This window comes from Variovorax sp. PvP013 (assembly GCF_050435945.1).
Taxonomy (GTDB): Bacteria; Pseudomonadota; Gammaproteobacteria; order Burkholderiales; family Burkholderiaceae_C; genus Variovorax.
The window spans coordinates 127,136-140,715 of record NZ_JBNDLF010000006.1; the positions used below are offsets into that span (position 1 = coordinate 127,136).

The 13,580-nt window shown below is 66.6% G+C and carries 16 protein-coding genes and 1 pseudogene; 6 read left to right on the plus strand and 11 right to left on the minus strand.

Annotated features, from left to right (window positions below):
* Positions 1-24: 24 nt before the first annotated feature.
* From ABID77_RS16560 to ABID77_RS16570, 3 genes are read right to left on the minus strand one after another with little or no spacing between them, the layout of a single operon-like run.
* Positions 25-897: an isocitrate lyase/PEP mutase family protein gene (locus tag ABID77_RS16560; RefSeq protein WP_429598120.1), complete on the minus strand. Its 873-nt coding sequence runs from the start codon at positions 895-897 to the stop codon at positions 25-27.
* Positions 894-1,865, minus strand: coding sequence for a tripartite tricarboxylate transporter substrate binding protein (locus ABID77_RS16565; RefSeq protein ID WP_429598122.1), 972 nt, complete (start codon positions 1,863-1,865; stop codon positions 894-896). Before ABID77_RS16565 ends, ABID77_RS16560 begins: the two co-directional genes overlap by 4 nt.
* Positions 1,862-2,983: a TauD/TfdA family dioxygenase gene (locus ABID77_RS16570; protein WP_429598124.1), complete on the minus strand. Its 1,122-nt coding sequence runs from the start codon at positions 2,981-2,983 to the stop codon at positions 1,862-1,864. Before ABID77_RS16570 ends, ABID77_RS16565 begins: the two co-directional genes overlap by 4 nt.
* A gap of 70 nt (positions 2,984-3,053) precedes the next feature.
* Between ABID77_RS16570 and ABID77_RS16575 the strand changes: the two genes are divergently transcribed.
* The 5 genes from ABID77_RS16575 (at position 3,054) to ABID77_RS16595 (ending at position 5,946) form a co-directional block, all read left to right on the plus strand.
* Positions 3,054-3,953: a LysR family transcriptional regulator gene (locus tag ABID77_RS16575; protein ID WP_429598126.1), complete on the plus strand. Its 900-nt coding sequence runs from the start codon at positions 3,054-3,056 to the stop codon at positions 3,951-3,953.
* Positions 3,954-4,469: 516 nt separating this feature from the next.
* The gene (locus ABID77_RS16580) at positions 4,470-5,045 is read left to right on the plus strand and encodes an NAD(P)H-binding protein (RefSeq protein WP_429598128.1); all 576 of its coding nucleotides are present in this window, start codon (positions 4,470-4,472) and stop codon (positions 5,043-5,045) included.
* Between the two features lie 83 nt (positions 5,046-5,128).
* Positions 5,129-5,353 carry a hypothetical protein gene (locus tag ABID77_RS16585; RefSeq protein WP_429598130.1) on the plus strand — a complete coding sequence of 75 codons (225 nt, stop codon included), beginning with the start codon at positions 5,129-5,131 and terminating at the stop codon, positions 5,351-5,353.
* 83 nt (positions 5,354-5,436) lie between these two features.
* The gene (locus tag ABID77_RS16590; RefSeq protein ID WP_429598132.1) at positions 5,437-5,643 is read left to right on the plus strand and encodes a hypothetical protein; all 207 of its coding nucleotides are present in this window, start codon (positions 5,437-5,439) and stop codon (positions 5,641-5,643) included.
* 108 nt (positions 5,644-5,751) lie between these two features.
* Positions 5,752-5,946, plus strand: coding sequence for a hypothetical protein (locus ABID77_RS16595; RefSeq protein ID WP_429598134.1), 195 nt, complete (start codon positions 5,752-5,754; stop codon positions 5,944-5,946).
* Between the two features lie 86 nt (positions 5,947-6,032).
* Here ABID77_RS16595 and ABID77_RS16600 read toward each other — a convergent pair whose 3' ends face one another.
* The 8 genes from ABID77_RS16600 to ABID77_RS16635 form a co-directional block, all read right to left on the minus strand.
* Positions 6,033-6,161 (minus strand): hypothetical protein, encoded by a 129-nt coding sequence (locus ABID77_RS16600; protein WP_429598136.1) that lies wholly within the window; start codon positions 6,159-6,161, stop codon positions 6,033-6,035.
* Positions 6,162-6,333: 172 nt separating this feature from the next.
* Positions 6,334-6,603, minus strand: a complete 270-nt coding sequence (locus ABID77_RS16605) for a hypothetical protein (protein WP_429598138.1) — start codon at positions 6,601-6,603, stop codon at positions 6,334-6,336.
* 342 nt (positions 6,604-6,945) lie between these two features.
* The gene (locus tag ABID77_RS16610; protein WP_429598303.1) at positions 6,946-7,806 is read right to left on the minus strand and encodes a LysR family transcriptional regulator; all 861 of its coding nucleotides are present in this window, start codon (positions 7,804-7,806) and stop codon (positions 6,946-6,948) included.
* Positions 7,807-7,856: 50 nt separating this feature from the next.
* On the minus strand, positions 7,857-8,837 hold the full coding sequence (locus ABID77_RS16615) for a tripartite tricarboxylate transporter substrate binding protein (RefSeq protein ID WP_429598140.1): 981 nt from the start codon (positions 8,835-8,837) through the stop codon (positions 7,857-7,859).
* A gap of 66 nt (positions 8,838-8,903) precedes the next feature.
* On the minus strand, positions 8,904-9,905 hold the full coding sequence (locus ABID77_RS16620) for a tripartite tricarboxylate transporter substrate binding protein (protein WP_429598142.1): 1,002 nt from the start codon (positions 9,903-9,905) through the stop codon (positions 8,904-8,906).
* 55 nt (positions 9,906-9,960) lie between these two features.
* Positions 9,961-10,860: an amidohydrolase family protein gene (locus ABID77_RS16625; protein ID WP_429598144.1), complete on the minus strand. Its 900-nt coding sequence runs from the start codon at positions 10,858-10,860 to the stop codon at positions 9,961-9,963.
* Complete coding sequence (locus tag ABID77_RS16630) at positions 10,829-11,698, minus strand: isocitrate lyase/PEP mutase family protein (RefSeq protein WP_429598146.1); 870 nt, start codon at positions 11,696-11,698, stop codon at positions 10,829-10,831. Before ABID77_RS16630 ends, ABID77_RS16625 begins: the two co-directional genes overlap by 32 nt.
* A 155-nt stretch (positions 11,699-11,853) precedes the next feature.
* Complete coding sequence (locus ABID77_RS16635) at positions 11,854-12,837, minus strand: IS5 family transposase (RefSeq protein ID WP_429598148.1); 984 nt, start codon at positions 12,835-12,837, stop codon at positions 11,854-11,856.
* Between the two features lie 256 nt (positions 12,838-13,093).
* Between ABID77_RS16635 and ABID77_RS16640 the strand changes: the two are divergent.
* A pseudogene (locus ABID77_RS16640) lies at positions 13,094-13,360 on the plus strand (transposase); the annotation flags it as partial.
* Between the last annotated feature and the right edge of the window lie 220 nt (positions 13,361-13,580).

Sequence of the window (13,580 nt, forward strand, 5' to 3'; positions counted from 1 at the left end):
CCTGCACCGTCGTGGGACGACCACTCAACTCGCGAAACGCTGGCCGCGTGCCATCAGCTCGGGCGTACCGATGACCTCGTTGAGGCCGTCGAAGTCGAGCATCTCGCCCTGCATCGGCGCGGTCGTGCCCTTCGCGTGCAGGCTGGCGAAATAGCGCTGCAGTTGCGCCGCCACGAAGCGCGCGGTGCCACCGGGGAAGATGACGATGCGGAAGCCCCGGGCGCCCAATGCCTCGGCGCTCTGCACCGGACTTCTGCCGCCCTCGACCATGTTGGCCAGCATCGGCAGGTGCGGCGCGAAGCGCGCGCAGGCCTTGTCCATGTCGGCCTCGCTGCGCAGGGCCTCGATGAAGAGCGCATCGACGCCGCAATGGCGATAGGCCTCGGCGCGTTCAAAGGCTGCTTCGAGACCCTCGATCGCCACCGCGTCGGTGCGCGCCAGGATCAGCGTCCGGTCGGAGCGCCGGGCATCGACCGCCGCCTTTAGCTTGCCGCACATCTCCGCAACCGGCACCAGCGTCTTGCCGTCGAGATGGCCGCAACGTTTCGGAAAGCCCTGGTCCTCGAGCTGGATCATGGCTGCGCCCGCCGCCTCGAAGGCGCGCACCGTGCGCTGCACGTTGAGCGCGTTGCCGTAGCCGGTGTCGCCGTCGACGATCACCGGGATCGACACCCGGTCGGTGATGCGCGCCAGCACGTCGGCGGTCTCGCTGGCGGTGGTCAGGCCGACGTCGGAGCGTCCGAGCTGCGAATAGGCGACGGCGCCGCCCGAGAGGTAGAGCGCCTCGAAGCCGGCTTGTTCAGCCAACAAGGCGGTCAAGGCGTCATAGACGCCGGGCGCGAGCAGGGGGCGCGGCTGCGCCAAGCGCTCGCGCAACGTGAGACGAGGCGCGCTCATTCGGGTTTCGCCCCGACCGCCGTCACGACCTTGCCCCAGCGCACGATCTCCGTGGCGACGAACTTCTGGAACTCGGCGGGCGTGCTGCCCACCGGCACCAGTCCCTCGTCGGCCAGGCGCTTTGCCATCTCCGGCGAGGCGAGCGCCGCGCGGGCGGCGCCGGCGAGCCGGTCGACCATCTCCCGGGGCATCCGGGCCGGGCCGAAGAGGCCGTACCAGGAGCTGTATTCGTAGCCCGGCAGCACCTCGGAGATCGCCGGCACGTCGGGATATGCGGGCAGGCGCTTCGGACTGGTGACGGCCAGCGCCTTGAGGCGCCCGCCCCTGATCAACGACTGCACCGTGGCCACGCCCGCGAACACCAGGTCGATCTGGCCGGCCACCACGTCCTGGATCGCCGGCCCGGTGCCCTTGTATGGGACGCCCACGATGTCGATGCCGGCATCGCGCCTGAGCATCTCGCCCGCGAGATGGTTGGCCGAGCCGATGCCTGCCACGGCCACGTTGAGCTTGCCGGGCTGGGTCTTGGCCAGGGCAATCAGTTCGGCGACGTTGCTGGCCTTGAATGACGGCCGTGCCACCAGGATCGCCGGCGAACTCGCGATCTGGCTGATGGGCGTGAAGTCCTTGACCGGATCGAAGGGCAGGTTGTCGTAGAGCGAGGCGTTGATCGCGTGGCTGGTGTAGCTCAACAGCAGCGTCTGTCCGTCGGGCTCGGCCTTGGCCGTGGCCAGCGCGGCGATGTTGCCGGCCGCGCCCGGGCGGTTGTCGACGATGAATGGGCGGTCCAGGCGCTTGCCCAGTTCCAGCGCGATGGCCCGCGCGACGATGTCGGTGCCGCCGCCGGGCGTGGCGCCAACGAGCAGCTTGACGGTCTGCGGCTGGGCCAGGGCGTCGTCGAGTGCCAGCAGGCCCGTCGGCAGCGCGGCCAGGGCGCTTGCCCGTGCGATCAGCTGACGCCGGTTCATGATGCGGCGGCGGCTTGCCAGGCCTTCAGCGGCATGCCCATGGCGGCCGCCTGGCGACGCTCGTACTCGACGAACTCGGGAGTGATGGCGCTGCCACGCACGCCGCCGCGCACCGCGCCGGCGCGCACGTCGCCGTAGTAGTCCTCCCACTCGGGCGGCAGCGGCTGGGACGACGGGATCGACATCCAAAGCCGGAACAGGTGGCGCTTGCGGTCCGCGTCCTCGAAGTCCTCGAAGGGCGTGCGCGAATGCAGGGTGACGTAGTTGTTGAGGAACTGCATGTCGCCGCGTTCGAGCGACATCGTGTAGCAAAAGCGCGGGTCGGGCAGCAGTTCGTCGAGCAGGTCGAGCGCCTCGACCTGCGCCGTCGTCAGGCGCGGCGCCTCGGGGAAGTCGCGCTGGGCGGCGACCGTGTTCTTGCGGTTGGTGCGCATCGCGAAATGCACAGGGTCGCTGCCCAGGATCGGGCAGTTGTAGAACGGCGGCTGGCTCGGGTCCTGCGTGCCCTGGTAGCTGTGGTGGATCGGCTGCCTGAGCACGTCGACCAGGTCCGGCCGCACGCGACGCACCTCGTCGATCACCGCGATCGAACTCACGACCTTGCTGGTGCCGCCGGTCTTGGCAGTGCGGCGGCACAGCAGGCCGACGACGTCGCAGGAGTCCTGGTGGAAGTCGAGCCCGGCGTTGGTGTTGTAGCCGCGCCCGCCCTTGACCTTGTAGCTGCCGCCCTCGTCGCGCACGTCGTTCATGATCTGGCTGGCCCGGTTCTGGGTCCGCGCAACGCCCATGTACAAGCTCATGCCCCAGACGGCGAGCCGCGATTCGGCCTCGCTCCAGCGCTCGACCGGGAAGCCCTTGAGCAGGCACATGCCCCAGCGGCCCTGGGTGGTCGCCATGGCCTGTGCCAGCGCGCCCGACGCCGTCTCGTCGAGCGGGAAGTCGGCCTGCGTCATCGACAGGAAGGGCTTGTCGACGCGCCGGGCGTGCGCCAGCGCGGCGTCAAAGCCGGCCACCGCCTCGGCGCTCAGATGCTGGACCCAGGATCCGTCCTGCTGGACGTTGGCGGCGAGCCAGGCGCGGGGGCCGGCTGCGAGGTGTTCGGGGATGTCTCTGTTCATGGGCGCAGTCTAGGCAACGCGACGCAATGAAAATAGCGATGTTCCTTGGTGTCTCAAGTCAGGAAATTTGATGAAGCTCGATGCCTTCCTCACGCTCGATGCCGTGCTGCGCGGCGGCACGCTCGCCGCTGCGGCTGCCGAGATGGACCTCACCCCGAGCGCCGTGAGCATGAAGATGAAGCAGCTGGAGGTCTACATGGGCCAGCCGCTGTTCGACCGTTCGGGAGCGCAGGTGCGCCCGACGCGCCTGGCGCACGACGTCTCGACCGCCATGCGCGACGCGCTGCAGCAAATCGAGTCGCTGCGCAAGCGCCCGGGCGTGAGCATCGAGGGCGTCGTGCGGCTGGGCATGATCGAGTCGATGCAGCCGGTGCTGATGCCGGGCGTGCTCGGACTGCTGCGCGAGCGCTATCCGGCACTGGAGGTGCGGCCAACGCGCGGCCGCAGCAGCGGGCTGGTGGCGGCCGTCAAGGCGGGCGAACTTGACGCGGCGCTGGTCGCACAGCCCGAGCGCGGTGCGTCGAGCCGGCTGCGCTGGCGGTCGATGCTGCGGCGCGAGCTGGTGCTGATCGCGCCCCCGGGCGTGAACGAGAGCAGCGTCGCCACATTGTTCCGCCAGCATGACTGGATCCGGTACGACCGCGACACGGTCACCGGCGCGCTGGCGGCGCGCTATGTCGCCACCCATTTCAAGGACAAGCACAGCGAGTTCGAGTTCGACACGGTCGCGGCCATCGTCGCGATGGTCAGCGCCGGCCTGGGCATCTCGCTCGTTCAGCTGGCCGACCCGAGGCTGTGCCAGATCTATCCCGTGCGCATCGTCCGGCTCGGCCGCGGCGCGCCGGTACTGCAGCTGTCGCTGGTCACCCGCAAGGCCGACGACGACGACCGCGCGCTGGAGGTGCTGCGCGACGCCATGACCTCGGTCTGCATCGATGCCCAGCGCCAGCGGACGGCGAGCGGGGTGTGAGGATCCGCGTGCCGCCGCGGTCTGTCCCAGACAGTGCACTGATTTAGCGCAGGAACGCCTCATCGGTAGGAAGTAGCCCTTCGCCCATAGCCAGGGACTTTGCATCTTGTCATGTGGATCGATGGCCGCCCGGTCAGTACCGTCGGATAAGCGCCTTTCAAGGATCGAGCGGCTTCGCTGTTTTCTGAACGCAAGCACGGACCCGGATCTGGCGCTGCCCGCCTAGGGCGGGACGTGCCCTTGCAGGTTTCGCTGTCCGCTCATCCCCTCGCGGGGACTGCTGCGCAGCCTTCCAGGCCACTCAGCGAGGCGCTGGAGAGGTCGGGGGAGGGCTTGCCTGTGTGCCCTCACGCTACCCCACCGTTCTCGCGTTCAAGGCCCTGTGCGCGCGTGGCCGCGTGCTCGGCGCGCTGCGCGCGCGCCTGCGGCGGCCTTGAGCGCTGCGCTGCGGCGGGGTGGGGATCGGGGGCACGCAGGCAATCCCGCCTGCGCTGTCTTCCAACCCTGGAGCCTGCCATGACCGCCTGCACTTCCTCTTCGTCGCCCGTCGCTGTCACCACCGCCACCGCCGCTTCTGTCGAGCCGGCGTCCACCCTCGATTCGATGGCCTACACCCCGCGCCAGCAACGCATCGTCGACGCCTTGCGCCTGCTGCTGGGCGAGGCCGCGCCGGCGCTCTATGAGGCGCACGAGCGTTCGCTGCAGCGCCTGGTGGGGGCCGCACGCAACTCGCACCTGCCGCGCGACCAGCGCCTGGTCACGGGCCTGGCGCTGGCCGCGAGGCCGCCTATGCCGCCTGCGAGCGTCGCGGCGGCACGGACGGTGACGCCGTGCAGGCCTGGCTCGATGCGGAAGCCCAGTGGGAGCGCGACCAGTCCCGCTGAGACCCGGGAGGCTCGCATGTTCATCGTCATGGGCGCCACCGGCCATGTGGGCTCGGCCGTGGCGGCGTGCCTGCTCGCGCAGAGGCATCCTGTCACGGTCGTCACGCGCGATGCCACCCGGGCGGCGGCCTGGGCGCAACGTGGTGCGCAGATCGCCGTGGCCGATCTCCAGGATGTCGATCGCCTGCGGGCAGTCTTTCGCAATTGACGGTGTGCTTTCGTCCTGAACACATTGCTCCTGCGGCTGAGGAGGAGCGAGGTCATACTTCGTTTCTTTGAAAGTGAATCGCCATGCGAACCAACGAGTACCGTGGTCGAACCTACGACGCAGCGTCGACGGTCGTGAAGGCGGGCGAATACCGCGGCGTGTTCGACGTCGATAGCACCAGCGAAGACGTGACCGATGGTGTGATCAACGAAGCGACCAGCGAAACGTTTCCAACTCGCGAAGCCGCAGAGCAAGCTGCTAACACCGCCGCGCGTTGCTGGATCGACAGCGAAGCCGACAAGAGCTGAAGCATTGATTGTTTGGCAGGTGTGGCAGCCGATGGGCCAGTCGGCGACGGTCATACTGCGTGCCTCAACAATGGAAAGCGACCATGGATAGACATACGTTTCTCGAAGAAGTGCACGTTGACTTGGCGAAGAGCGGCAGGCATGCGGTGGCGACATTGCGGCGCTATGAAGATGGCTGGTTGGTGCACAGGGTCGTCGAGGAAGAACGGCCTGATGTTGAGGAGCACGTCGATGTCTTTCCTGACAGGGACGTTGCCGTGAAGGCTGCCGAGAAGATGTGGATTCCGTAGGGGAAGATACCAAGCCTTCTTAAATAGGCTTGAGGTAAAGCCTCAGCCAAGCACCGGCGACGAGAAGGTCGTTTTTCATACTACAGCGTCAAACTGACGGAGTGAACGATGCACAAGACGTTTGAACATAACGGCCGCTCGCTGCATGTGGCAGTACAGCCCTCAGCCGATAGCTGGCAGTACCAATACACGATCAATCAAGGTAATCCGCGCTTGGCTGCCGTTCTGTACACCACGGAACAGGAAGCGCTCGAAGCTGGCGCCTCCGCGGCATGTGCAGAAGTGGACGACGAGCGAGTCTGACTTCCGCGCTTCCTCCGAGCGCCGAAAACTTAAGAGAGTCGCAATGTCGGTCGGCGGCCCTGGCCGGCCGACAAAGCATCACAGCGTCAGGTTGCGTCGAACAGCTGTTTTTTGATCGCGTCGTCGATTGTGTCTTGGGTGCGTTCGGGGTTTGGGTAGCGATCGATGAGCCGCGCGCACAACGTGACGATCTCGGTGGCGAAGTCGACCTGCATCTGGTCGATCGGGTCGCCAACCGGATCACGCCGGCACGGACCGCGGCCTCAGCGAAGAGCAAGCGGATCTCGCGCGCAGGTGCGAGGAAATGCTCGGCACCGTAGCGCATGTCCACCGGCTTGATGCACAGCCACAGGGCGTCAATGCGGATCACCTCAAGACCTCGCGCGGTTAGGCTGCGCACTCGGCGGCCGCCGAGGTCAACCATGTCATGCTCACGTTAAGCGCATTACGCTTGAGTTCCAAGCGGATCTCGCCGACCGCAAACTTGGCCGCCATGGGTGTGGAAGGGAGTGCCGGCGGCGGTGCAGCGAGTAAAGACAAGGCAATGAACTGTGGCGTCGACTCGGCAATCGTGGTCGACGAAGTGCCACGATCAGAACCCGGACCATGGCCGCGACGCCATTGGTGCATGAGGTTGTCATCGAGCTTGAACGACAAGGCGACCGCCGCCACCGACGCTCCCGGTTCGGCACAGGCGGCCAGGACCTGCGCCTTGAACGCGTGCTGTGATGTTTGCGCTGCTTCGGATTGGCCTCCATTGATGATGTCCAGCTATTTGGGTGGACATCATGGTCTGCGCCACAAAGGCCGATCTCAAGATGGGAGGCCAGTGCTCCTCGACAGCGATGTCACTGGCACAAGTTGCTGGCTGTTTGCCAGCGCCACATGATCAAGTGGCAGTTCTTGGACAGCAGGATTCATTTTCCTCGCGTTGCTGATCGATGCGCCCGCCATGATGTGTTGAGATCAATCGGTGCAAGCAGCCGAGCGGCTGCGTGCTCAAAGATGTTCGGCCAAACGCTCGGCCAGGGTGAGGCGAGAAGTCGCCACCCAGAGAACACCCAGCTCGAAGTGCGGCAGGCCATCGCCATCGCGCAATTCCACGAACTGCACACCGCGATGCGCCAGCACCGCGGCCGATTGCGGCAGCAGCGAAGCGCCCAGGCCGGCAGCCACGCACGACAGCACCGTCAGCGAGCGATTGGCCTCCTGCACGACATGCGCCCGCAGTCCCGCTCGCTGCATGGCGCCGAAGATGCCGGCGCGTACCGTAGGCAACTGCTGCTCCGGAAACCACACCAGTCCGAGTGCGGCGACGTCGGCAAGGCCGACGCGGCCGTCCGGACCCAGCGGATGGCCGATGGGCAGCACCGCCACGAACCGCTCGCGTCGCACGAGCTTCACACGCACCGGTCCGGCCAGTGTGATGGGGGTGTGCAGCATGGCGAGATCAATGGCGCCTTGCTCCAGGGCGTGCAACTGGTCGGCGTTGCTCATCTCGCTGAGCACCACCTCCACCCCGGGGAATTCGGTGCGCAAGAGGCGCAGGGCCGAGGGCAGCACGTCGTAGGCCGCGTGGGTCACGAAGCCGATGTGCAGCCGCCCGGCGCGGCCGCCGGCGATGGCACGGGCCCGTTCGGTGGCCGAGGTCGCCAATGCCAAGCTCGCGCGCACGTCGTCGATGATGGCGAGGCCCGCCTCGGTGAGGACGGCGCCGCGCCGCGAGCGATCGAACAGGCGTACGCCGAGGTCGGTCTCCAGACGCTTCAAGGCCTGGCTCAGCGCGGGCTGGGCCACGCCCAGGGCCTCGGTGGCATGGGTGAGGCTGCCGGCGTCGGCGACAGCCAGCAGGTAGCGCATCAGACGGGTGTCGAGCGGCCCGCCCGCGCCGGAGGGGCTCTCCAGCGCGCTCACTCGTCCTTCATGCCGGTGGCCTTGACCACCGCGCCGAGCCGGGCACGCTCGTCGCCGACGAACTTCGCGAACGACGCGCGGGTGCCGCCGATCGGCTCGATGCCGATGCCCTTGAGGTGCGCGGTGGTGGCCGGGTCCTTCATGGCCGCGTCAATGGCGGCGGCCATCTTGTCGAGAACGGCCTCGGGCGTGCCGGCCGGCGCATGCACGCCGCACCAATGGGCAATCTGCATGTCGGCAAACCCCTGTTCGACGGCCGTGCTCAGCTGTGGGTAAGCCGAGATGCGCGAGGTCCAGGTGTCGGCCAGCGCCTTGAACTTGCCGCTCTTGAGGTAGGGCAGGGCGACGATGCTGGCCTCGGAGGTGGCCTCTACCTGCTTGCCCAGCACCGCGGTGATGGATTCGGAGCCGCTCTTGTACGGAATGATGTCGAGCTTGGCGGTGTATTTCGTCTGCAGGATGCCGGAGACGAAGTGCGGCGTGCTGCCGGTGCCGGCGGTGGCCCAGTGGAAGCCGTTGCCTTTCTGTGAAGCGGCGATGAATTCCTTGAGGTTGTTGTACGGCGCATCGGCCGGCACCAGGATCACCGATGGGGCGAGCCCCACCATGGCGACCGGGGTCAAGTCGGCGTCCTTGTAGGGCATCGATTTCTTGATCATGCTGTTGGAGATGACCCCGGCCGCGCTGATCAGGAAGGTGTAGCCGTCGGGCTTGCTCTGCGCCACCACGGCCGCCCCCAGGCTGGTGGAGCCGCCGGGCTTGTTCTCCACGATGATCGGCTGGCCCAGGCGCTTGGAGGCGCCTTCGGCCGCCGAGCGTGCCATCAGGTCGTTGGCGCCGCCGGCCGAGAACGGCACGACGAAGCGGATCGGTTTGCTTGGCCAGGCATCGGCTTGGGCGAAAGCCGGCAAGGTAAGGGCGGCGGCGGTGCAGGCCAATGTGGCAATGGCGGTGCGTCGAAGGATGGAGTCGGTCATGGAAAAATCTCGTTGAGTTGTTGTGGATGTGGACGAGAGCATCGGATGGCGTATCCGATGGAATGGTCAATCGAGCTCGATGCGCGCCTGCTTGGCAAGCCGCGTCCAGCGCTCGATCTCGGTGCGGCGGAAGCGCTCGAGCTCGCCCGGTGTCGAGCCGATTACCTCAGCGCCCAGGGCAATCAGGCGGGCGTTGATCTCTCGATCTGCCAGCACCGCAGCGATGTCCTTGGAGATCTGATCGACCAAGGCGGCGGGAGTGCCCGCCGGCGCGAAAACCGCGTTCCACTCGTACATGTCGTAGCCGGGCACGCCCGCCTCGGCCACGGTCGGCACGTCGGGCAATACCGGCGAGCGCTTCTGGCCGGCGACCGCGACCGGGGTGAGCTTGCCGGACTTGAGATAAGGCAGGGCGGAGGCCATGCTGGCGAAGAAGACTGGCACCTGGCCGGCCATCACGTCGACCATGGCGGGGCCGCCGCCGCGATAGGCGACGTGCGTCATCCGGGTGCCCGTCATCATTCCAAACAGCTCGCCGGCCAGATGGGGCGATGAGCCGTTGCCGGACGAGGCGTAGTCGATCAGTCCGGGTCGGGCCTTGGCCAGCGCCACCAGGTCCTTGACCGTGCGGGCTTCGAACTGGGGATTGACCACGATCATGTTGGGCACCCGCACCAGCAACGAGACCGGCAGCAGGTCGCGTTGGGTGTCGAAGGGCATGTGCTTCTTCAATGCTGGATTCTGCGCCTGGTTGGAGGCGTCGAACAGCAGGGTATAGCCGTCGGCTGGCGCCTTGACCACGATCTCGCCGCCGATCAGCCCACCGCCGCCCGCGCGGTTGTCGATCACCACCGGCTGCCCCCAGCGCGCCGACAACTTCGGCCCCAGGATGCGGGCCACCGCATCCACTGTGCCGCCGGGCGGGTAGGTGACGACCAGACGCACCGGCTTGGTCGGGAAAGCGCCGGTCGGGCGGGGGGATGGTGGCATTGGCGTTTGAGCCGCAGCGGCAGTGCCGATGGCGGCACCCGCGAGCAGGGCCAGGATGGCGACAGGGCGTCGGTTCATGGGAAGTCTCTTGGATATTGAGGGTCAGAAGGCATCGGTTCGATCGGCTCGCCGGCTAGCGCAGTCCGAACAATTCGGCCGGCGTGTCCGCGAGGATGCGGCGACGCTGGGCCGCATCGGGCACCCAGTCATCGAGCAGCGCACGGCTGGCAGTGAAATCGATGACGTCCTGATGCTGCGTGTGCGGCCAGTCGCTGCCCCACACCAGGCGTTGCACGCCAAAAGCAGCCAGCAGGGCCCGGGCGGTCGCACGCGCGCTGGCAGCGTCTCGGGCTGCCAGGTTCGCGGCGCGGGACTCGGCGGGCAAACGGGGCGCCTGTGCGCTGCGGTAGGCGGCCGACAGCTTCACCCAAACCCGGCCGCTGTTGGCGGCACGCAGCAGCGCCTCAAAGCCCGGATCGGTGGTGCCCAGCATCGGATCCGGCCGGCCGAGGTGATCGATTACCAAGCGGCAACCGCTCGGCAGCAGCGCATCAAGCAATTGTGGGAGGTCACACGCGTCGCGATGGATCTCCACATGGGCATCGAGATCCCGGAGGTGGCCCAGCAGGGCCTGCCAGTCGGGCGTGCTGAAGTCAGGAAGGTCAAGACCCACCAGGTTCATTCGAACGCCCGTGTTGCCTTGTGCTTTGAGGGATTGCAGGACCGCCAATGGTGTGGTCGGATCGACCACCGCCACCCCACGAAGGCGCTGCGGATGGCGCGCGATGGCGGCCAGAAAATAGTGGTTGTCGGTGCCCAGGAAGCTGGGTTGCACCAGTACGCCGTGCGAGATGCCATGGGTGTCGAGCAGACCCAGATACTCCCCCAGCCGTGCATCGAAATCGGGCGCGTGGCGGCGCTGCGCCGCTAAAGGCAGCCCGCGTTCGAAGACGTGGGCATGGCTGTCGACGGCGACGACCGCCTCGGTCGCGGCGGTGCGTTCAGCCGCCGGCATAGCGTTCGTCCAGAGCATCGAACAGCGGCTTCTGCACCAGCGCTTGGCGCTCGGCGAAGGTGGCGACCAGCGTCGGGTCTTCGGGCAGCTCGCCGTCGCGCTGCAGCCGCGACAGCGCGTTGGTCATGCCGCGCACGGCACCCTGCAGCGCCGCATTGGCGTAGAGCACCAGCCCGAAGCCCATGGCGCCGAACTCCGCCGCCGGCAGCGCTGGCGTCTTGCCACCGATGACGATGTTGACGACCTGTGGGCACGGCAATTCGGCGGCGATGCGGCGCAGTTCGTCGACGCCGGTGGGCGCTTCGACGAAGGTCACGTCGGCGCCGGCTTCGGCAAAGGCGCAAGCGCGGTCGAGCGCGTCGTCCAGGCCGTGGATGGCGCGGGCGTCGGTACGGGCGATGATCAGGAAATCGCCGTGCTGGCGGGCGTCGACGGCGGCTTTGACCTTGCCGACCATCTCCGCCATGGCGATCACGGCCTTGCCGGCGAAGTGGCCGCACTTCTTGGGGCTGACCTGATCCTCGAGCTGGATCGCGTTGGCGCCGGCGCGCTCCAGGGTGCGCACGGTGTGGCGCACGTTGAGGGCGTTGCCGAAGCCGGTGTCGGCATCGACGATGAGCGGCAGCGCGACCGCGTCGCGAATGGCGGCGGTGTGGCGGGCGATGTCGTCGAGACCGACGAAACCCAGGTCGGGCAGGCCATAGAAGTTGTTGGTGAGGCCCGCGCCGCTCAAGTAGACGGCCTCGAAGTTCAGGCTTTCGATCACGCGGGCGGCCAGGGCGTTGCCCGCGCCGGGAACGAGCAGGCCGCGTCGGGCGGCCAGCGCCGCGCGCAGTTGAGTGCCGGGATGGGACATTGGGACAGGACTCCTAGGGATACGCTGATCAATGACTGTTGTTTGACGGTGTGCAGCACAAAGTCGAGCTAAAGCCAGTCAATTGCTGGTCATGAAGGTTGCACATGAGCTTTTTCCAAACCTTCCATGCCCCTTCCAGGTACTGCTGAGTGCATTCAAGACGCACCTCGGGCATGGATGGCCAGTAGCGGCCTCTTGGCGATCACCAGGTTGGCCAAGCCGAACAGGCTGAACAACTGCGCCGTGTTCTTCGCCAAGCCCTTGTAGCGGACCTTCTTGTGGCGGAACAGGTTCTTGATCACGTGGAACGGATGCTCGACCTTGGCCCGGATGCTCGCCTTCAACTGTTCGGCTTGCTCGAGCAGCCGAGCCCATCGGCGCTTCGGGTTCAATTGCTTTCTGCGGCCCGGCTGCATCGCTACGTGCCAATACGGCTTCGACGCTTCCTCGCGTTTGTGCACGCCTCGGTAGCCGGCATCGCCGTGCGCCGTGGTCTCATCACCGTGCAACAACGCACCGGCCTGCGTCACGTCGCTCACGTTGGCCGCCGTGCCCACCACCGTGTGAACCAGCCCCGAGCTGGCATCCACACCGATGTGCGCCTTCATGCCGAAGTGCCAGGCGTTGCCCTTCTTGGTCTGATGCATCTCCGGGTCTCGTGCGTTGCCCGCGTTCTTCGTCGAACTCGGCGCCGCGATGATGGTGGCGTCCACGATGGTGCCTGCACGCATGAGCAAGCCTTGCTCTGCCAGATGCGCGTTGATCTGGTCGAACAGCGCCTTGGTCAGGTCGTTGGCCAGCAGCAGGCGCCTGAACTTGAGCAGCGTGGTCGAATCGGGCACCGACTCATGCGACAGATCGATGCCAACGAAGTCGCGCATCGCTTGGCTGTCGTACAGCGCATCCTCGAGCGCCTCGTCGGCCAGGCCGTACCACTGTTGCAAGCAATACATGCGCAGCATCCTGGAGACCCCGATGGGCTGGCGCCCGACACGCCCACTCGCAGGGTACAGCGGCTCGATCACGGCGATCAAGCGCGACCACGGCACCACCCGCTCCATCTCGGAGAGGAACACTTGGCGTCGCGTGCGCTTCTTCTTCATCGCGTACTCGGCGCTGGCAAAGCTGCGTTGGCTCATGGGTGGAGGATCCTGCGATTTGCAATGACCTCAGGCACGCACAAGCTGTGCCCGAGACAACCTATTGATCAGCGTCTCCCTAGTGAATGACAATGGAGTCTAGGAAAAAGATCCGATGACGTGCAGGAGGGAACCCCTGCGATTTGCATAAGCCGCCGTTATGGATGGCATGCCCGATGAGAATCCAGCGATTCAGGTCAGCGAGTCCAGGTAGCTGTCAGCATCGTCAATGCCCAGTTCGATCCACATGGGCAGGTACACGGGCGAACAGACCAGGCGCGATGCCCAAGCCCACGGCATCGAGCTGCAGGTGATCAAGCTGGCCGAGGCGAAGAAGGGCTTCGTGTTGCTGCCCAAGCGTTGGGTGGTCGAGCGCAGCTTCGCCTGGGCGGCACGCTTTCGCCGGCTGGCTAAGGACTACGAGCGACTGCCCGATGTGCTGCGTGGATTGCACTTCCTGGTCTTCGCCATCCTCATGCTGCCCAAGGCAATTCCACTGCTGACGGCCACGGGAAATGCATAACACGCTCTAGCCCGCGAGCCGTGCGCAATGACGCCTGCGTCACCTCGCGTCAGTCCTTGACCTAACGCCGGGCTTCGCGGTCGAGAGTGAGTGGCCAGCGCGCCAACACACGACCCGGCGCGCATCGACCTGCGCAATCTTCCAGGCGTACCCGGGTTATCCAGCGTCCCGCCATCTTCGAACAAATTCCCGCCGCCCTTGTGACGCCGCGGATGGACGC

What these genes read in the sequence shown, in the direction of transcription:
- ABID77_RS16570 (WP_429598124.1), bottom strand. Translation starts at nt 2,983, where the DNA reads ATGAACAGAGACATCCCCGAACACCTCGCAGCCGGCCCCCGCGCCTGG.
- ABID77_RS16560 (WP_429598120.1), bottom strand. Translation starts at nt 897, where the DNA reads ATGAGCGCGCCTCGTCTCACGTTGCGCGAGCGCTTGGCGCAGCCGCGC.
- ABID77_RS16610 (WP_429598303.1), bottom strand. Translation starts at nt 7,806, where the DNA reads ATGCGCTACCTGCTGGCTGTCGCCGACGCCGGCAGCCTCACCCATGCC.
- ABID77_RS16630 (WP_429598146.1), bottom strand. Translation starts at nt 11,698, where the DNA reads ATGTCCCATCCCGGCACTCAACTGCGCGCGGCGCTGGCCGCCCGACGC.
- ABID77_RS16575 (WP_429598126.1), top strand. Translation starts at nt 3,054, where the DNA reads ATGAAGCTCGATGCCTTCCTCACGCTCGATGCCGTGCTGCGCGGCGGC.
- ABID77_RS16600 (WP_429598136.1), bottom strand. Translation starts at nt 6,161, where the DNA reads ATGCAGGTCGACTTCGCCACCGAGATCGTCACGTTGTGCGCGCGGCTC.
- ABID77_RS16595 (WP_429598134.1), top strand. Translation starts at nt 5,752, where the DNA reads ATGCACAAGACGTTTGAACATAACGGCCGCTCGCTGCATGTGGCAGTA.
- ABID77_RS16590 (WP_429598132.1), top strand. Translation starts at nt 5,437, where the DNA reads ATGGATAGACATACGTTTCTCGAAGAAGTGCACGTTGACTTGGCGAAG.
- ABID77_RS16585 (WP_429598130.1), top strand. Translation starts at nt 5,129, where the DNA reads ATGCGAACCAACGAGTACCGTGGTCGAACCTACGACGCAGCGTCGACG.
- ABID77_RS16635 (WP_429598148.1), bottom strand. Translation starts at nt 12,837, where the DNA reads ATGAGCCAACGCAGCTTTGCCAGCGCCGAGTACGCGATGAAGAAGAAG.
- ABID77_RS16565 (WP_429598122.1), bottom strand. Translation starts at nt 1,865, where the DNA reads ATGAACCGGCGTCAGCTGATCGCACGGGCAAGCGCCCTGGCCGCGCTG.
- ABID77_RS16620 (WP_429598142.1), bottom strand. Translation starts at nt 9,905, where the DNA reads ATGAACCGACGCCCTGTCGCCATCCTGGCCCTGCTCGCGGGTGCCGCC.
- ABID77_RS16580 (WP_429598128.1), top strand. Translation starts at nt 4,470, where the DNA reads ATGACCGCCTGCACTTCCTCTTCGTCGCCCGTCGCTGTCACCACCGCC.
- ABID77_RS16615 (WP_429598140.1), bottom strand. Translation starts at nt 8,837, where the DNA reads ATGACCGACTCCATCCTTCGACGCACCGCCATTGCCACATTGGCCTGC.
- ABID77_RS16625 (WP_429598144.1), bottom strand. Translation starts at nt 10,860, where the DNA reads ATGCTCTGGACGAACGCTATGCCGGCGGCTGAACGCACCGCCGCGACC.